Annotated in this window: 17 protein-coding genes; 9 read left to right on the plus strand and 8 right to left on the minus strand. The window is 41.0% G+C overall.

Features of this window, described 5'->3' with window-relative positions; genetic code table 11:
• Positions 1–1,371, minus strand: a complete 1,371-nt coding sequence (locus D3P96_RS00170; protein WP_124942421.1) for a DUF2252 domain-containing protein — start codon at positions 1,369–1,371, stop codon at positions 1–3.
• Positions 1,372–1,479: 108 nt separating this feature from the next.
• On the opposite strand from D3P96_RS00170, the gene D3P96_RS00175 reads away from it, so the two are divergent.
• Together D3P96_RS00175 and D3P96_RS00180 are read left to right on the plus strand one after the other, a co-directional pair.
• Positions 1,480–1,989, plus strand: coding sequence for a methylated-DNA--[protein]-cysteine S-methyltransferase (locus D3P96_RS00175; RefSeq protein WP_124942422.1), 510 nt, complete (start codon positions 1,480–1,482; stop codon positions 1,987–1,989).
• A gap of 511 nt (positions 1,990–2,500) precedes the next feature.
• Positions 2,501–3,130, plus strand: coding sequence for a LysM peptidoglycan-binding domain-containing protein (locus tag D3P96_RS00180; RefSeq protein WP_124942423.1), 630 nt, complete (start codon positions 2,501–2,503; stop codon positions 3,128–3,130).
• A gap of 217 nt (positions 3,131–3,347) precedes the next feature.
• Here D3P96_RS00180 and D3P96_RS00185 read toward each other — a convergent pair whose 3' ends face one another.
• Both D3P96_RS00185 and guaA read right to left on the minus strand, forming a co-directional pair.
• Positions 3,348–4,154 carry a YwqG family protein gene (locus D3P96_RS00185; protein WP_124942424.1) on the minus strand — a complete coding sequence of 269 codons (807 nt, stop codon included), beginning with the start codon at positions 4,152–4,154 and terminating at the stop codon, positions 3,348–3,350.
• Positions 4,155–4,263: 109 nt separating this feature from the next.
• Positions 4,264–5,817, minus strand: coding sequence for a glutamine-hydrolyzing GMP synthase (guaA, locus tag D3P96_RS00190; protein ID WP_124942425.1), 1,554 nt, complete (start codon positions 5,815–5,817; stop codon positions 4,264–4,266).
• A gap of 215 nt (positions 5,818–6,032) precedes the next feature.
• Here guaA and D3P96_RS00195 point away from each other — a divergent pair, with 215 nt between their 5' ends.
• Together D3P96_RS00195 and D3P96_RS00200 are read left to right on the plus strand one after the other, a co-directional pair.
• On the plus strand, positions 6,033–6,542 hold the full coding sequence (locus D3P96_RS00195) for a transcription repressor NadR (protein WP_124942426.1): 510 nt from the start codon (positions 6,033–6,035) through the stop codon (positions 6,540–6,542).
• A gap of 91 nt (positions 6,543–6,633) precedes the next feature.
• Complete coding sequence (locus D3P96_RS00200; protein WP_124942427.1) at positions 6,634–7,830, plus strand: MFS transporter; 1,197 nt, start codon at positions 6,634–6,636, stop codon at positions 7,828–7,830.
• A 52-nt stretch (positions 7,831–7,882) separates the two neighbouring features.
• Here the strand turns inward: D3P96_RS00200 and D3P96_RS00205 are convergent, their stop codons facing one another.
• A complete protein-coding gene (locus D3P96_RS00205; RefSeq protein ID WP_124942428.1) occupies positions 7,883–8,623 on the minus strand; it encodes a biosynthetic peptidoglycan transglycosylase in 741 nt (246 codons plus the stop codon).
• A 136-nt stretch (positions 8,624–8,759) separates the two neighbouring features.
• Here D3P96_RS00205 and rlmD point away from each other — a divergent pair, with 136 nt between their 5' ends.
• Positions 8,760–10,190 carry a 23S rRNA (uracil(1939)-C(5))-methyltransferase RlmD gene (gene rlmD / locus D3P96_RS00210; RefSeq protein ID WP_124942429.1) on the plus strand — a complete coding sequence of 477 codons (1,431 nt, stop codon included), beginning with the start codon at positions 8,760–8,762 and terminating at the stop codon, positions 10,188–10,190.
• Between the two features lie 60 nt (positions 10,191–10,250).
• On the opposite strand, the gene D3P96_RS00215 is transcribed toward rlmD, so the two are convergent.
• On the minus strand, positions 10,251–10,937 hold the full coding sequence (locus D3P96_RS00215) for a Sir2 family NAD-dependent protein deacetylase (RefSeq protein WP_124942430.1): 687 nt from the start codon (positions 10,935–10,937) through the stop codon (positions 10,251–10,253).
• Between the two features lie 184 nt (positions 10,938–11,121).
• On the opposite strand from D3P96_RS00215, the gene D3P96_RS00220 reads away from it, so the two are divergent.
• The 3 genes from D3P96_RS00220 to D3P96_RS00230 all read left to right on the plus strand — a co-directional run bounded on the left by D3P96_RS00220 (position 11,122) and on the right by D3P96_RS00230 (position 13,434).
• Positions 11,122–12,003, plus strand: coding sequence for a 3-hydroxyacyl-CoA dehydrogenase (locus tag D3P96_RS00220; RefSeq protein WP_124942431.1), 882 nt, complete (start codon positions 11,122–11,124; stop codon positions 12,001–12,003).
• Positions 12,004–12,132: 129 nt separating this feature from the next.
• Complete coding sequence (locus D3P96_RS00225) at positions 12,133–12,705, plus strand: TetR/AcrR family transcriptional regulator (RefSeq protein WP_124942432.1); 573 nt, start codon at positions 12,133–12,135, stop codon at positions 12,703–12,705.
• 132 nt (positions 12,706–12,837) lie between these two features.
• Positions 12,838–13,434, plus strand: a complete 597-nt coding sequence (locus D3P96_RS00230; protein WP_124942433.1) for a 5' nucleotidase, NT5C type — start codon at positions 12,838–12,840, stop codon at positions 13,432–13,434.
• Positions 13,435–13,503: 69 nt separating this feature from the next.
• Here D3P96_RS00230 and D3P96_RS00235 read toward each other — a convergent pair whose 3' ends face one another.
• Complete coding sequence (locus D3P96_RS00235) at positions 13,504–15,387, minus strand: heavy metal translocating P-type ATPase (RefSeq protein WP_124942434.1); 1,884 nt, start codon at positions 15,385–15,387, stop codon at positions 13,504–13,506.
• 151 nt (positions 15,388–15,538) lie between these two features.
• On the opposite strand from D3P96_RS00235, the gene D3P96_RS00240 reads away from it, so the two are divergent.
• Complete coding sequence (locus tag D3P96_RS00240) at positions 15,539–15,877, plus strand: ArsR/SmtB family transcription factor (protein ID WP_124942435.1); 339 nt, start codon at positions 15,539–15,541, stop codon at positions 15,875–15,877.
• A gap of 106 nt (positions 15,878–15,983) precedes the next feature.
• Here the strand turns inward: D3P96_RS00240 and D3P96_RS00245 are convergent, their stop codons facing one another.
• A complete protein-coding gene (locus D3P96_RS00245) occupies positions 15,984–16,718 on the minus strand; it encodes an amino acid ABC transporter ATP-binding protein (protein WP_124942436.1) in 735 nt (244 codons plus the stop codon).
• 12 nt (positions 16,719–16,730) lie between these two features.
• Positions 16,731–17,423 (minus strand): amino acid ABC transporter permease, encoded by a 693-nt coding sequence (locus tag D3P96_RS00250; protein ID WP_124942437.1) that lies wholly within the window; start codon positions 17,421–17,423, stop codon positions 16,731–16,733.
• Positions 17,424–17,462 lie beyond the last annotated feature (39 nt).

The raw sequence follows: 17,462 nt of genomic DNA on the forward strand, positions 1-17,462 counted from the left end.
TTATTCCTCAGTAAACGTTTCATAATCGTATTCAACTTGTTGGAGGTAATTATTAGCAAAATCAACGAACGATTGGCTCATCCAATCGTGACTTTGTAAGTAGCCAATAATCATTGGGAAAGTTGGTGATTGGCTGTGGGCACGTGCGAGCAAGATGACACAAATCAAAATGTAATCTTGATAAGATGACCAGTCGAGCTTTTCAAGTTTAATTGATCCCTTCATATCCTTGAATTGTCGGACATAAAAGCTATGTTCATCAGTATCAAAAAAACCTAAGAAAGTATCAGAAGCACTTTGTAGAATTAACTGGCTATCAACGATGTTTTCTCCTTGCGTATGATGATGGCTACGATAAATATTAGAGTCTTGATAGATTGGGAGTGCCTGTTTGATTTGAAGCACCAAATGATTGTTATCGGCGTCCTCAAGGAGCATCAAGTAACAAAGTGTTCCAACGCTCCCTACACCAACACTATGACGCACAACATCAATGATATGAAAATCTTCCAAGAAGAGACGTACATCACTCCGCGCATTGTTACGGTAGTTCAGATAACCATCGGTTAGGTGTTGGTAATCAGTTGGATCAATGTGAATGGTAACGGGCGCATTTTCAATAAAGCGACGAGTTCCGTCATCACGAATTTCAGTATATTTTTTAACGGCATAATCAGAATCGCTGCGCAAAGCCTTTTTGACACTCTTTTGCACTAGCTTATCAAAGGATTCTTCAAAACTTTCCGAAGATTCTTCCAACTTACCGAAAATTTGGGTAAGGTTATCAAGTGTACTTGGCAAATAAAACTTTTGAAGAGCAGGTAGCTCTGACATGTGAATCAACGTATCGCGATACGTATCAACGACCTTGATTAGGAACTTATTGACTTTCTTCATATCAAGCTTTTGTTGTTTAGCCACAAGCAGACAGCTTACAAGGAAACGCTTAAGGTCATATTCCCAAAAACCGATGCGTGATTCATCAAAATCATTCATATCAAAGAGTAATTGACCCTCTGGAGAACCATAGAATCCAAAATTACCTAAGTGAGCATCACCACCGATTAAGACGTGAATATTACTATTTGGATGCTTGTCCAAATCATAATTCATAATATCAACCGTACCACGGAAGAAAGCGAAGTCTGAAGCCGACATGCGTTCTCGCTTCGTTTGCAGTAGCTCCTTCACAAGCAATGTGTTTCGGACATCCATAATTTGCTTCACATCACGCTTTTCAGCTGTGAAATCACTAATATCAGTTCGAGCTACATTAATACCCATGTTTTTCCCAATCTGAATTAAGCTGCCATTATCAACAGCGACATCAGTATTTTTAAAGTTATAGGGTGAATTTGGTTTACGTGCCATAATCGGTTTCCTTTCACGTTATGCTTTACTGAAATTGTACTATATTATAATGGATATGTATTCAAATCGAGTTTTTTAACGCACTAAATTAAGGAAAGAAGTTTGAAAATGACAAAGAAAGTGTACTATAACCAAGTTGACTATTTGGACCATAATTATGTGATAGCTTCTACCGATGTCGGCCTGGCCTTTGTCGGTTCGCCAAATGCCGGCCTCGATGAACTGGTAAACTTCTATCCAACGGCTACCTTGGTCGCCGATGAACAGAAGAATAAGACTGTTATGCAGCAAATGAAACATTATATAGATGGAAACAAAGATTTAGCATCTGTTCGACTTGATATTTCGGGGACACCATTTCAAGAAGCGGTGTGGACAGCATTGCGAAATGTCCCGTATGGTACGTTGATTACCTATCAGGATCTAGCAAATCAAATTGGAAGACCACAGGCAGCCCAAGCAGTCGGAAATGCGGTGGGCAAAAATCCAGCTTTAATTGCTGTACCGTGTCATCGTGTGGTGGCTAAAAACAATCGTGGCTCAGGATATCGCGGCGGACTTCCTATGAAAGAATGGTTGAATGCGCATGAACAAAAACATCTCGCAATGAAAAAATAGCCCAATTGTTGGATGGAGGATGGTGATGTGCACCATAATTTGTCAAAAAGATAACTTTCTTCTATATAAAGGCAGAAACTTCATATCTGGATTTAAGCAGATAATGCTGTTTTTTGATCATCATCATAACTTTTTAGCCAAATAAGGCCAAAATAGACGAAATAAGTTAAGAAAACAGTCGGTTTGTAACGTAACGCTGTTGCGTTGTTGTAATTAAAACTGTAAAAATAGTCGAATATACCCCCGAACAAATCTTTTTTAAAAATGATTTGTTTTTTTTTAGCCAAATTCCTTGATTTATATTACAGATGTGAAAGGTACATCTGAACAGGTTTTGAAACGTTTTACCTGATTTATATGTCGTAACTACGCAACATTTGTAACGAAACGTTATATGTATGATATTCTACAGGGCTTTAATCACGGTATAGTATTCCTTGTCGTTAAGAGCGACCAACAAAAACTAAAATATAAATTATAAACATTCAAAACACAGAGGAGATTTATTTCGATGAATATCAAACAAACAATTATTATGACAACTGCTGCTGCTGCCGGATTATTGGGTGCTACTGGAATTGCTTCTGCTGATCAAGTTACTGTTAAGTCAGGTGATACACTTGCTTCAATCGCACAAGCTCACAACACAACTGTTGATAGCTTGGCATCAATCAACGATATCAAGAACATCCACATGATCTATGCTGGTGATGTTCTTGAAACTGAAGGACAAGCAACTGCTGTTGCTGCTGCACCTGCACAAGCTCCTGTACAACAAGCTGCTGCTCCAGCCGTACAAGCTGCACCTGCACAACAAGCACCTGTACAAGCTGCTGCTCCTAAGCAAGTTGCTGCACCTGCACAACAAGCTGCTGCTCCAGCCGCTTCAGGTTCAACTTACGCACAATTCATCGCCAATGGTGGAACTGATGCAATGTGGAACACAATCGTTCGCCCAGAATCAGGTGGAAACCCTAACGCCGTTTCACCAAACGGTTACCGTGGATTAGGTCAAACTAAGGAAGGTTGGGGAACTGGTTCAGTTGCACAACAAACTAAGGGTATGGTTAACTACGCAACTTCACGTTACGGTTCAGTTTCAAACGCCATCTCATTCCGTCAAGCTAATGGTTGGTGGTAAGATTTAACCTCATATAAAATAAAAACTGTTTCCGATTTTTCGGGAACAGTTTTTTTGTGTTTTTATTAATTACGGATTAGCAACAATCGGAATTGATACTGTTGTGAGATACTCAGAAGAATTAGATACAGCTAAATTGGTTTAGTTCATACGTTCGATTTCCAAGATTTAGGTTGTTTTCAATATCAAAGTGACAAATCAATGTATGTGGGCTAATTTAATAAATATCCCAATCATAGCTGACATTATCGAAGTTCCGTTGTTTTAGATCCTCTTCCGTGATAAAAAAGTGGACTAAAACGTCATCTTGCCACGTTATGTTATAAACATCAGACACAATTTGTAGCAATAATTTGTTATAAGGCGATGATTTGGCCCGGGAATCTTCTTGTGTAAAGAAGGGGTATCCACCAATTTTTAATCTGCTGGGTGCGTAACGCTGGTATAAGTAATCTCCAACCTCGGATGAGGCAGTATCGAATTTTTCGTACAGAAAACTCTCAAAATCCATACCAAAGTAATTTTCAAATTCGATTGCATTAAAAGGGAAGGCATCTGGCGTTAATGTACCCGATAATTTTATTTCACCATCAGAAATGGGATACTGTTCATCATCGTCATATTGATCAAAAAGTGCATTCACTTCGGTGGTATTATGGTAGGGCTCATCGGTATTTTCAAAATAAACGACTTTGAATCCAGAGCGGTCCGCTGGGTTATATTCATCATAACCGCGATTTTCATCAAAGCAGTCAATATAGAAACCTAAAATCCCCGTAGTGGGATAATTTTCTAAATTGGGCATCTCATCAAAGTTAATTTGTGCTAGAAGCGAGAGTGGCTGTCCGTGTGAATTAGTGGGATAGGGCTGTGATTTTGGAATATACCCAAAACCGCTATATTTAGTGGTTTTAGGGGTTAAAAAACCAGATACAGGGTAATCTAATGTAATCATTTCTGTTTTCATTTTCTCGAGTTCAGAAATGAGGTTGCTTTGTGCCACGATTTTTTTAGGATTTACCATAGATATAAATTCTCCTTATTTAGGAGTATAGAAAGTATACAATAAAAAGTAAACTACATTTATATAATAAAAAGCGCAGGGTCATTGACCTTGCGCTTTTTGTTTATGATTATTCCCACTCAACAGTTGCTGGTGGCTTAGCTGTAATATCGTAGACGACGCGGTTAATGTGGTCGACTTCGTTGACGATTCGACGAGAAATCTCATTCAAGATGTCCCATGGAATGCGTGCAAATTCAGCAGTCATACCATCAACAGATGTGATGGCACGGATAGCAATGGTGTAATCGTAAGTACGAATATCACCCATGACACCAACTGAACGAACGCCAGTTAGCACCGTGAAGTATTGCCAAATTTCGTCTTCAAGACCATGCTTAGCAACTTCTTCGCGCAAGATGGCATCAGATTCACGGACAATTTCTAACTTGTCTTCTGTGATGTCACCAAGGACACGAATACCAAGTCCAGGACCTGGGAATGGTTGACGCCAAACAAGTTCATGTGGGATACCAAGCTTTTCACCAAGTTCACGCACTTCATCCTTGAAGAGTGTGTTCAATGGTTCGATAAGTTGGAATTGCATGTCTTCTGGCAAACCACCCACGTTGTGGTGTGACTTGATTGTTTGCGCTGTATCAGTACCAGATTCAATAACGTCAGTGTACAAAGTACCTTGCGCCAAGAAATCAATACCATCAAGCTTGGTAGCTTCTTCGTCGAAGACTTCGATGAATTCGTTACCGATAATCTTACGCTTGTCTTCAGGGTCAGAAACGCCTGAAAGCTTGTCTAGGAAACGATCTTGAGCGTCAACCTTAATGATGTTAAGGCCGAACTTACCCCCAAGGGCTTCCATCACTTCGTTTGCTTCATTCTTACGGAGCAAACCGTGATCAACGAAGATTGAAACTAATTGGTCACCAATGGCACGTTGCAACAAAACACCGACAACAGATGAGTCAACCCCACCTGATAGACCTAGAAGCACCTTCTTGTCGCCGACCTTTTCACGGATAGCTTGGACTTGTTCTTCGATAAAGTCGTCCATTGACCAGTTACGATTAGCATGAACAGCATTTTCGATGAAGTTTTCAAGAATCTTCATCCCGTTTTCAGTTTGGCGCACTTCAGGGTGGAATTGAACTCCGTAGAAGTTGTGCTCGCGGTCTTCCATAGCTGCAAATGGTGTTTGCTCAGAAGTTGCGGCAACGGTAAAGCCATCAGGAATTGCTTCGATTTTGTCACCGTGTGACATCAAAACGGTTTGTTCCTCAGGTGTATTGGCAAAGAGCAAAGTCTCAGGATCAGTTACCTTAATGGTTGTTTCACCATATTCAGCAGTGTTGTCCGCAGCAATAACTTTACCACCTGGAAGCATGTGGGCCATTAATTGCATACCATAACATACCCCTAGAATAGGTAGTCCGAGATTGAAAATCTCAGGATCGATGGTGAAGGCATCTTCAGCGTAAACTGAGTTCGGTCCACCAGAGAAAATAATTCCCTTAGGATTAATTTCTTTGATTTGTTCCGCAGTCAAAGTATGTGGCTTAAGTTCTGAATACACACCCAATTCACGAATGCGTCGTGAAATCAGTTGGTTGTATTGTGAACCAAAATCCAATACGAGAATGGTGTCGTGTTGTTGTTCGTTCGCCATGGTGGCCTCCTTTTTAATAATTGTCTTTATTATACGGGAATGACGCAAATAATCAATGTTGATTTTTGCGATAGTTAGGCGGTTTATAGCAATTTTGTTTTAAGTTTGTCTTGGTTTTAATATAATGAATGATGATAGCGAATTGCTGATGAATTGAATTATGATTTTTATCGCACGCTGTACGTTATTTTGTAAAAGCGAAAAGAGGAAATACAATGCTAGGTGTTGAAAGGCAACAAGCCATTAAAACTGAATTAATTGCAGCAGAGGCGCCCATAAGCGCGAATACATTTGCCAAAAAATTTGGGGTATCACGTCAAACAATCGTGGGAGATATTGCCTTGTTGCGTGCAACCGGTGAAGAAATCGTCTCAACCACACAAGGATATCGCTACCAGCCGGGCTATGCATACAGTCAAATCGTTGTGGTACAACATGATGCCGAACAAATGGAAGCCGAATTGATGGCATTAGTTGATGCGGGTGTCACGGTGCAAGACGTTCAAGTAGAGCATCCTCTTTATGGGCTACTCAAGGGTGAATTAGCCCTGGACTCACGCGAGACGGTTGAACACTTCTTGAATCAATACCACACCAGCCAAGGTGCGTTATTATCGTCGTTGACGAGTGGACTCCACATGCATACGTTAAAGTACGATCAACCCGAGCAATTAGCTGATGCCAAAAAGCACTTAGCCGAATTAGGCATGCTTTACCAAAACTAGGTTGACAAGACACCCCCGTTCTTGCTATTATTTTTCCTGTTGTTAGGGTGTCTTGACACCTAAAAATGGGAGCTAATTTAGGAGTAGGGTAATGAATAAAAGAATTGGGAAATTGCTGTCAGTAACCGGATGTGCCTGGTTATTTGATGCAATGGACGTCGGACTGTTGTCATTTATTTTAGTGGCAGTTCAAAAAGATTGGGGATTATCTCAAGTTCAAGTGGGTTGGATTGGTTCAGTCAATTCAATCGGGTTGGCGATTGGGGCAGTTGTCTTTGGTGCCTTAGCTGACACTAAGGGACGTAAGCTAATGTTAATGGTGACATTGCTGACTTTTTCCATTGCGACAGGGTTGTCGGCGTTTGCGACCGGCTATATCATGTTCATGATCTTACGTTTCTTCGTTGGATTAGGACTTGGTGGAGAATTACCAGTTGCATCAACTTTGGTAGCCGAACGCGTACCGAATAATATTCGCGGACGTGTGATTGTGTTGCTTGAAAGTTTTTGGGCTGTGGGGTGGTTAGTAGCCAGTTTGCTAGCGTACTTCGTAATCCCTAAGTATGGATGGCGCATTACGTTGATTATTGCATCATTAACAGCCTTTTATGTGTTAGTTTTGCGACGTCATCTGCCTGATGATGAAGATAGCGTTAAAGAAACAACGCATGCGGATAGCATTAGTATTGCACAACGCTTTAAGATGCTCTTCCAAGGTGAATATCGTAAGCAAACCATCATGTTGTGGATTGTATGGTTCATGATTATGTTCTCATACTACGGTATCTTCCTTTGGCTACCTAACGTCTTGATTGGTAAGGGCTTCAGCATGGTGAATAGTTTCGGTTATGTTGTTATCATGACCTTGGCACAATTACCAGGGTACTTTACCGCAGCTTGGTTAGTTGAAAAGTGGGGGCGTAAGTCTGTTTTGGCGTTGTTCTTAACTGGAACTGCCATTAGTGCTTTCGCATTTGGGTTTGCAACAACACTTCCAATGGTTTTGATCTCTGGAATGTTACTTTCATTCTTTAACTTGGGAGCATGGGGTGTTCTTTACGCTTACACACCAGAACTTTATCCAGCATCAGTTCGTGCAACAGCGAATGGGGCGGCCGAAGGATTCGGTCGTTTAGGTGGTATTCTTGGACCGCTAGCAATCGGAATCTTCTTGAGTCACAACATGTCTTTCGTAGGCATCTTCAGTGTCTTCAGTATTGCGATTGTGATTGCGGTAATTGCCATCCTAACTTTGGGACACGAAACACGCGGTGTCGAATTAGATTAAATTAAAAAAGCAGCGATGTTCTAGTTTGAACGTCGCTGCTTTTTATTTGGCTTTAATTTGGCTTTACAAGACCGTGTTGAATATCAGTTTTAGTTGCTTGGGTGTACTGACTCTCGGAAATCTCGCCATTATTGAACATTGAAAGTAACACAATGTTCCGCCGTTCCTTAACGGTGCTTGGATTCGTATACAAGTTGTAAATAGCGGGGCTTTGTCCCAATCCCGCTATGGTTGCTTGTTGATCTAAGCTAAGGGCTTTCAGTGGCTTTTGGTAGTAGAACTGTGAAATTGTTTCAGCGCCATAGCGATTATAACCTTCATAAATTTTATTCACGTAGAATTCAAAAATTTGATTCTTTGGATAAACTTGGTTGAGGTGATAAGCCAGATAGAGTTCTTGAATCTTACGTTTTGGTGTTGGCTCTGCGTCATTTTTAAAGGCGGTCAATTTAACCAGCTGTTGGGTAATTGATGAGCCACCACGGCCAACTCCCTGACCAAAGGCGGCCTTAATATTACTTTCAATTAATGCTTTAACCCCATCAGAATTAATCCCATTATTGGTTTCAAAGGTCGCATCTTCAGTTGATACCACGGCTTGTCGGTAACGTTGTGGAATGTCAGCTGATTTAATATAGATTTGTTCACCCTCGGGGTTGGCTTTTTCTTTTAGTTGAGCGGTTGTAATCGTGGGTGCATCATCAATCGTAATCCAAACATAGATTCCGCCGGCAACGATTGCTAAAACGAAAAGTAAGAGTAGTAATTTAAATAGTCGTTTAATCATCCGCATGGTGAAATCCCTTCATTTTTAATCGATAATTTGCTTACAATTTATCATAACTTTTTTGTTCGACATTTTAAAGGGAAAACCTATGTTAGAATAGGACTTAACAAATATGTAAGAAAGTGAATTTTTTGTAGAACGAATGCCAGAGTATAAAAAGAAAACATACAGTCAAAATCAACGAAATGCTAAGTCAAACCAAAAGCAAAACCAAGACGTGCAAGTGGAGGTGGGTGACAAACTCCTCATTACCATTAAGCGTCTCGGTATCAATGGGGAAGGTATCGGATATTATAAGCGTAAGATTACATTTATCCCCAATGCTTTGCCTGGTGAAGTGGTTGATGTTGTCGTAACCGCGGTGAATCCTAAGTTTATTGAAGCTAAGATTCGCAAGTTTAAACAAAAGTCACCTGATCGGATCGAACCGCTAGATAACCAGGAAGTGGGCGGGACTGAGTTAGGTCACTTACGTTATGAAAAACAACTAGAATTTAAGCAAGATGTGATTCGCCAAGCCTTGGAAAAATACCGCCCACGCGGTTATGAGGATTATGATTTGCGTCCAACAATCGGTATGGACGATCCAACGGGATACCGAAATAAGGCGCAGTTCCCAATTCGCCAACAAGGTGATCACCTTGCTGTAGGGATGTATAAGCCTAATTCACACGAATTAGTTGATCTTCCTGAGATTTCAACGCAACATCCTGCAACCTTGAAAGTTGTGCGGACAGTTCGTGATATCTTAGAAGAGTTAGAAGTGCCCATCTATGATGAAAAGCAAAATTCTGGAATCGTGAAGACTTTGATTGCACGAGTTTCTGAATCAACGGGGGATGTGCAATTAACGCTCGTTACAAATTCACAAAAGCTACCAAAAGCACGTCAAATCATTGAACGCATTAATGCAGAATTACCTGAAGTGGTTTCTATTGACCAAAATATCAATAAGGGTAAGACATCATTGGTTTGGGGTGAAGAGACAAAGCATTTGTGGGGTGCCGATTATATTACGGAGACCATCAATGGTAAGCAATTTATGCTTTCACCACGTGCCTTTTTGCAATTGAACCCAAAGCAAACAGAACGCCTTTACCAAGAAGCCATTAAGGCGCTTGATTTGACGCATGCTGATAAGTTGGTCGACGCGTATTCAGGTGTTGGAACAATTGGACTATCATTAGCGGACCAAGCTGGTGAAGTACGCGGCATGGATACAGTCGCTGATGCCGTGTATGATGCCAATGAAAATGCTGAAGCGAACGAAATTGAAAATGCTGACTATTTCGTTGGAGAAGCTGAAGTTTTGATTCCCGAATGGGCAGATCAAGGTTGGGTTGCAGATGCTATGGTCGTTGATCCACCACGTACTGGACTTGGTGAAGCTTTGCGTGACACCATTTTGGATACTGAACCAGAAAAGTTGGTCTACATCTCATGTAACGCCTCAACATTGGCACGAGACCTGGAAGATTTGACTGAAGTTTATGATGTGGATTACATTCAATCAATTGATATGTTCCCACAAACAGCACGTTGGGAAGGAATTGTTAAATTCACCCGACGTTAATGTTCCATGTGAAACAAAAACCGCAGACGTTGTACATAAACGTCTGCGGTTTTTACTGTCTTATTGACGCAACCACTCTGTGATGTCAGTTGTAATTTGCGTGACAGGTACATTATTTTGGAGGGGATGCACAGGTTCTTGATTAATAACAAAGATGTGTTCCAATTGTTTGGCCCACAAAGTAAGTTGGTTCACGGGTGAAACGTTTAGCCGCGTGCCCACGACGATGACATTTTTGGCGGATTGCATCCAAGTTAATGCTTGGTCCATACCTTTAACGTTTTCGCCATAGAAGACAATATCAGGCCGAATCATCGGATTATCCGGAGTATGTGGGAGATGTTGATATTCAGTTTCTGTCATGGCGACGGGGTTTCCAGCACGATCAATAAATCGATCAATTGAGCCATGAATTTTTAAAAGATGATCTTCTTCAATGTGGGCTTGTTCCAAAAGATTATCAATATTTTGACTGATGACTCGTACACCTATCTGATGGCTTAAATCTGCAATCCACGCATGTCCTAAATTTGGTTGGGCGTTCTGATTCATTAAATATTTAGCCATGAAGTCATGTTGTTCCCAAAAATGTTGATAATAAGCCTCATGACTGAGCAGAGCAGTTGTATCGAATTTCTTTTGTAGACTAGCGAAATCTTGAATCCCTGAAGCTGTTGAAAGACCAGCTCCAACGATAAAGACAGTCGGATTGTTCTTGATGATTGCTTCCATTTCATTGCGTTGCATAACGGAACCCCACTTTTTTATAATTGATGTGAATTGTTTCACTAAAGGTGTTGAAGTTTTTAAAATACGGCGTTAACATAGTAAATGGAATTGATAATGTTTTCACAATATCAAAAGAGGAATGAATTTATTCATACTAACGCTTTAAATTAATCATAACACTAAAATATTGGAGGATTGGGAAATGACATATCAAAACGTTACTGTAGTTGGTGGAGGAACCCTTGGTTCTCAAATTGCATTTATGACTGCTTTTGCGGGTAAGGATACGAAGATTTGGGGTCGTTCAGAAGGTTCACTTGATCGCGCCAAGACACGTGTTGCACGTTGGGAAGAAGAAGTGAAGGACTATTACCAAGCATCAGATGCTGAAATTGAAGCGACCCGTGAACACCTAACTTATACAACTTCATTGAAAGATGCTTTAGCTGGTGCTGATTTGGTCATTGAAGCCCTACCAGAAAACGAAGCAACGAAGGATGACTTCTACGAGAAGTTTGCGAAGTTGGCTGATCCTGACACAGTGATTGTGACAAATTCATCAACGATGATGCCTTCACAATTTGCTGATAAGACTGGTCGCCCAGATAAGTTCTTAGGTTACCACTTTGCTAATGAAATTTGGAAGAAGAACACAGCCGAAGTGATGTCAGGTCCTGAAACCGATCCAGCATTGCCTGAGACACTGGAAGAATTCTCACGTGAAATCAAGATGGTGCCAATCATGGTTAAGAAGGAACAACCAGGTTATGTTTTGAATTCATTGCTTGTGCCTTTTTTGGATGCCGCAACAGATCTATTTGTTAAGGATGTTGCAGATCCAGAAACGGTTGATAAGACTTGGATGATTGCTACGGGGGCACCAATGGGTCCATTTGCCATCATGGACTTAGTTGGTTTGAATACGATGTATGAAATTAACAATGGCCGTCCTGATGAAAAGAGTCAACTTGCGGCTAAGAAGATCAAAGAGCGTATTGACCAAGGTCTCATTGGACAAGAATCTGGCAAGGGATTCTACACGTATCCAAATCCAGCCTACCTTGAAGAAGACTTTTTGAATTAATCGAAACAAAAGAAGTTGAGACAACCATGAGTGTTGTTTCATCTTTTTTTATGCTATTATATTGTTTGGGAGCATAGTTATATATTTTCGTTAATATTTAATTGTATGAAAACGGGGTGTTTTTGGTATATGTCCAAGGTTAATCAGGTACAGATTTTTCAGGCGGCACGTGAAGTGTTAGATGAGAAAGGGTACGAAAAAGCGCGCTTAGCAGATGTTGCACGTAAGTTAGATATTTCATCCGCTGCGCTGTACAAACATTTTAAAAATAAAGAAGATTTGTTTGAGGGAACATTGATTGATTGGTTAAATATGATTGATGAACCATTGTTTGCGGCAAACGAACGTGCGAAACCGGCTGAACGTGATCGCGCCCTCCATGATTGGATGTGGCTCCTATCGTCACGCCGTCAGGAATATTTTTTTGAAGAGCCTGAGCTCACCAAACTATATAAAGAAGTTCTAGAACGTAATCATGAATTGTTAAATCCGCGATTGGTGGCTTTTTCTGAAGTCGTTGAGAATATTATGGCGTGGGATACGTTCCGTCATCAACGTGGGGCAACGATTATGCAGACGTTCGCCATGTTTTATCATCCATATTTCGTCAATATGTGGAAAGATCCATTACTTAAAACCTTATTTGAATCGACTTGGTTGGAAATTAATCCAATTTTAGCTGATACGCAAACTGAAACATAAGTAAAACCGGTGTCAGAATAACTGATGCCGGTTTTTGTGATAAAATGGATGCAAAAGCACGGAACTTTTTACGGTAATTTGAGATTGAAGACACATTTAAACGTAATGCTGACCAAAGAAGTGAGGAAAACAATGACTAAACCAAAACTATTCTTGGATATGGATAATGTTCTTGTAGACACATTACCAGTGTTAAATGCACAAAATATGAAGACAGAAATGGTGGCTAAGCCGGATCAAATCCCAGGGATTTTTAAAAACCTACCACCAGTTGATGGTGCAGTTGAAGCGGTTAAAGTTTTATCTGAAGACTATGAGATGTATATCTTATCAACGGCCCCTTGGAATAATCCGAGTGCGTGGCAAGATAAACTCATTTGGTTGCAAAAGTATTTTGGGATGGATGAAACAAATCCATTCTATAAGCGTGTTGTGATGGCCCATGATAAAGGGCTAGTGCATGGGACGGGTGGTATTCTAGTTGATGATCGTCCATATCATGGGGCTAGTGCATGGGATGATGAGAGCACGGATAGTTTTTGGTTGCAGTATGGTTTTGATGCCAAGTTAGTTTGGTCAAATGAATTGGTGCATTTCTTACAAGCGGTGGCACAAGCATACACGGATACGCAAAATATTCGCGCGGCTATTGAAGAAGTGAACCAACAAACCCAATATCACTTGCACGGTGATAAAGAATCATTTGAAAAAGCAAGTTGGGAAAAATAGTCAAAATAAAAACCACTTATGCAGATGCATAAGTGGTTTTTTTAGGTTTAAAGTTTCACGTGAAACTTTTTATTTTTGGCGGAGAATCCGCATTGAATTCAAAACGGCTAAGACAGTGACTCCGACATCGGCGAAAACAGCTTCCCACATGTTGGCTAGGCCGAAAGCACCTAGGAACAAGAAGATGGTTTTGATTGTAAGGGCGAAGATAATGTTTTGAAGCACAATCTTACGTGTGTACTTGGCAATATTAATGGTCGTCGAAATTCGGCTAGGCTTATCGTCCATGATAATCATATCTGCAGCTTCAACAGCAGCATCAGAACCAAGAGCACCCATAGCCATACCGACATCAGCTTGGACAAGTACTGGCGCATCATTGATACCATCTCCAACGAAAGCAACCTTTTGTGGCTTACCGTTGTTATATTGAATATCAGTAATTTGCGTTACCTTGTCTGCAGGTAAGAGGTTTGTAACAGCTTTATCAATGCCTAATTCATTGGCAACGGTTGTTCCAACGGCGTGATTATCACCCGTAAGCATAACAGTCTCTAACCCAAGATCATGAAGTTGGCTAATCGCCTTTTTGGCATCTGCCTTCGGTTCATCAGCAACGATAATGCTACCCCAGAATTTACCATCAACCGCAACAAGAATTGTGGTTCCAGTTGGATCAAGTTCGACGTTATCAATATTTAAATCAGCCATCGCTTTTTCATTACCAACACTAACGTGATGTCCGTTAACGGTGGCTTGAATACCACGACCTGATGTTTCAGTGCTGTCAGAAATGTGGTATTGACTTAAATCGCCAGTGCAGCTATTAACAATTGAACGTGCGATTGGATGCGTTGAGTTTTGTTCAACGGCAGCAGTATAACCAAGTAGGTCAGCCTTATTAACGCCATCAGCTGGAATTAATTTGGTCACTGAGAAGCTTCCCTTAGTCAAAGTACCCGTCTTATCAAAGACAACCGTTTTAACATCGTTTAGGGCTTCTAAGTAATTACTTCCTTTAATGAGGACACCGTTCTTTGATGTTGCACCAAGCCCCGCAAAGAAGGCCAATGGTACTGAAAGCACAAGCGCACAAGGACATGAGATAACTAGGAAGACTAAGGCACGTTGGACCCAAGTGCTCCAGTCTTGACTAAAGAAGAGGGGTGGGATAATCGCAAGTAAGACGGCAACCAAGACAATGATTGGGGTATAGATGCGCGCAAACTTCGTGATAAACTTTTCTGTTTCAGCTTTGTGTGTATCTGAGTTTTCAACCAAGTCTAGGATCTTGGCAACAGTTGAATCAGTGTACGCATTGGTCACCTCAACTGTTAGGGTTCCATCGATATTAATTGAACCACTGAGAACGTCATCACCAACTGCAACACTACGGGGCAATGATTCACCAGTCAGCGCAGCTGTGTTCAAACTTGATTGACCATCGGTAACGACACTATCAACCGGAATCTTTTCACCGGGCTTGATGAGTAGCGTGTCACCGACTTTAACTTCTTCAGGAGCAACTTGCTTGAACGTATCACCATCTTTGACGTTGGCATATTCAGGTTTAATCGCAACAAGTTCACTAATTGAACGCTTTGAACGATCAACAGCAGTCGCTTCAATCAATTCTCCAATTTCAAAGAACAACATTACCGCAATTGCTTCAGGATATTGTCCCAAAATAAGCGCACCAATTGTGGCGATACTCATTAAGGTGTTTTCATCAAAGAAATCACCATGCAAACAGCTTTGGACAGCATGCCAAAGTACGCTTCCGCCGGCTAATAGGTAAGCCACTAAGAATAGGGCAATTTGTAAATAGCCACTTGGTAAGATGTAAGCAATAATCCCAAGGACAACACTGGCACCTAGTAGAAGGGCTTTCTTTTTTTGCTCAGCAGTTAAATGAAATGATGATTGAGGCTTTGTACTTTTTGTATTTTCCATAGGGGGACCTCTTTTATAATGATAGTTTTATATATGAATATTTGTTCATGTGTAAAGTTTATCATGTGTTAAATCGCTTTGCAACACTGATTGTGCTAATCTTTTGTTAGTGTGTTAAGATAGATTTATTGATTTCAAAAGGAGAAATGTGATGCCAGAAGATGTTAATTTAATTCGTGCCGCTGATTTAGATGCAGCCCATGATATTTTTAAATTGCTGAGTAATCCAACGCGTTTACAAATTCTCTACATATTAGAACAGCGTTCATTGAATGTGAGTGAAATTGTCAGTCTCTTGGGGATGGAGCAATCAGCAATCTCACATCAACTTGCTCTTTTACGTGAAGGACATTTGATTCGGACAGAGCGCTCTGGAAAGTCGATCTACTATCGGCTTGATGATCCGCACGTTTTGGATATTATTAATGAAACCCTTGAGCACGTTGGACATATTGCCAAAGGGGAACCTTGGCAGGCCGATAACGCATAGACGTTTTAGTTGGGGTTGCTTTAATGTTGTAACAAAAAAACTGTTAATTTGTGTTTAGCCAAGGCCGGCGAACAGCAAATTAACAGTTTTTTTCAATTTGGTTGCATTAAATTTTATAAGCATTAAGGAAACGATTAATTCGTTCAGTAGGGTGATTAAAGAATTCATCAGGCGTACCATCGAATTTAATTGCACCATCTTCAAGAAAGAGCATCCGATCGGCGGCATTTTTGGCGAATTCCATGTTGTGGGTCACAATAATCATTGAGGCCTGTTGCTCAGCCAAACGCTTTAAGATGCGGAGCACTTGTGCTTCGATTTCAGGGTCAAGCGCAGACGTTGGTTCATCTAATAGGAGATAATCGGGATGCATGGCCAAGGCACGAGCAATGGCGATTCGTTGCGTTTGTCCACCAGAAAGTTGGTAAGGGTAACGGTCAGCCATCTCATCAAGCCCAACTTGTTTGAGTAAGTCATGCGCATTGGCTTTGGCATCCGCCTTACTTTGTTTGAGCACATGCACCGGCGCTTCAACCATATTCCCCATAACCGTTAAATGGTCAAACATACGGGGTTGTTGGAAAACCATACCGGTTTTGCGACGAATCCACAACAATGTCTCCTTCGTAATCGGTTGGCTGAAATCGATTTTACGGTCATCAATGGTATATTCACCAACTTCAGGATGTTCCAAAAGATTTAGGGAGCGCAACAAAGTTGATTTCCCAGAACCTGATGGGCCGACGATAACGGTGGTTTCGCCAGGGTTAAAGGTCACATTAATATCATCTAATGCTTGGTGTTCTGTATAGGTCTTATTAACATTTTCTAGTTTTAACATCATGAACCTCGCTTATTTGACGAAACGATCAGCCCAACGTTGGATGTAACGTTGTGGAATCGAAAGGATAGTAACAAAGATGGCGTAGATGGCAGCTACGAGCAAGTACATTTGCAATGGCTCAAACGTTGCAGCAGCCAATTGCTGTGAAAGGTAGAACATTTCAACAATCGTCACGGTTGAGGCTAATGAAGTATCTTTGATTAATGAAATGAATGAGTTGGCAAGCGTTGGAATTGAAATACGTGCAGCTTGGGGCAAGATGATACGCGCGAACGTTTGACTATCCGTCATTCCGAGTGCTTCGGCAGCTTCACGTTGTGTGTCTGGGATTGAAGAGATGGCGGCGCGAATGGCTTCACTCGCGTAAGCACCTGAATTCAATGACAAAACGGCAATGGCAGCGGTCCATGCTGATGGTTGGAGCCAAGCAATGCCAAGTTTAGGTAGGCCATAGAAAACAACGAAGAGTTGTACCAACATAGGCGTTGAACGGAATGCCCAAACATAGAAAGCGAGGAGTTGGTCGAGCGTGAACCAGAGACCGCGCTTTACACCTGTTACTTGTGGTTTGTATGAACGAAGCACACCGACAAAGGCGGCGATGACCAATGCAATCACAAATGAGATTAAGGCAAGGGGAATTGTGTACTTAATTCCAGCTACGATTAGCTGTGGTGCATAAGTTTTAATGAATTCAAACATGAATAAGTCCTTTCGACGGTACATGAGCAAAAGAAAAAG

Origin of the sequence: Weissella viridescens (genome assembly GCF_003862435.1) — a bacterium.
Lineage (GTDB): Bacteria > Bacillota > Bacilli > Lactobacillales > Lactobacillaceae > Weissella > Weissella viridescens_A.

Excerpts from the sequence above, each read along its gene's own strand:
- D3P96_RS00170 (WP_124942421.1), bottom strand. The coding sequence starts at position 1,371 with ATGGCACGTAAACCAAATTCACCCTATAACTTTAAAAATACTGATGTC.
- D3P96_RS00175 (WP_124942422.1), top strand. The coding sequence starts at position 1,480 with ATGACAAAGAAAGTGTACTATAACCAAGTTGACTATTTGGACCATAAT.
- D3P96_RS00180 (WP_124942423.1), top strand. The coding sequence starts at position 2,501 with ATGAATATCAAACAAACAATTATTATGACAACTGCTGCTGCTGCCGGA.
- D3P96_RS00185 (WP_124942424.1), bottom strand. The coding sequence starts at position 4,154 with ATGGTAAATCCTAAAAAAATCGTGGCACAAAGCAACCTCATTTCTGAA.
- guaA (WP_124942425.1), bottom strand. The coding sequence starts at position 5,817 with ATGGCGAACGAACAACAACACGACACCATTCTCGTATTGGATTTTGGT.
- D3P96_RS00195 (WP_124942426.1), top strand. The coding sequence starts at position 6,033 with ATGCTAGGTGTTGAAAGGCAACAAGCCATTAAAACTGAATTAATTGCA.
- D3P96_RS00200 (WP_124942427.1), top strand. The coding sequence starts at position 6,634 with ATGAATAAAAGAATTGGGAAATTGCTGTCAGTAACCGGATGTGCCTGG.
- D3P96_RS00205 (WP_124942428.1), bottom strand. The coding sequence starts at position 8,623 with ATGCGGATGATTAAACGACTATTTAAATTACTACTCTTACTTTTCGTT.
- rlmD (WP_124942429.1), top strand. The coding sequence starts at position 8,760 with ATGCCAGAGTATAAAAAGAAAACATACAGTCAAAATCAACGAAATGCT.
- D3P96_RS00215 (WP_124942430.1), bottom strand. The coding sequence starts at position 10,937 with ATGCAACGCAATGAAATGGAAGCAATCATCAAGAACAATCCGACTGTC.
- D3P96_RS00220 (WP_124942431.1), top strand. The coding sequence starts at position 11,122 with ATGACATATCAAAACGTTACTGTAGTTGGTGGAGGAACCCTTGGTTCT.
- D3P96_RS00225 (WP_124942432.1), top strand. The coding sequence starts at position 12,133 with ATGTCCAAGGTTAATCAGGTACAGATTTTTCAGGCGGCACGTGAAGTG.
- D3P96_RS00230 (WP_124942433.1), top strand. The coding sequence starts at position 12,838 with ATGACTAAACCAAAACTATTCTTGGATATGGATAATGTTCTTGTAGAC.
- D3P96_RS00235 (WP_124942434.1), bottom strand. The coding sequence starts at position 15,387 with ATGGAAAATACAAAAAGTACAAAGCCTCAATCATCATTTCATTTAACT.
- D3P96_RS00240 (WP_124942435.1), top strand. The coding sequence starts at position 15,539 with ATGCCAGAAGATGTTAATTTAATTCGTGCCGCTGATTTAGATGCAGCC.
- D3P96_RS00245 (WP_124942436.1), bottom strand. The coding sequence starts at position 16,718 with ATGTTAAAACTAGAAAATGTTAATAAGACCTATACAGAACACCAAGCA.
- D3P96_RS00250 (WP_124942437.1), bottom strand. The coding sequence starts at position 17,423 with ATGTTTGAATTCATTAAAACTTATGCACCACAGCTAATCGTAGCTGGA.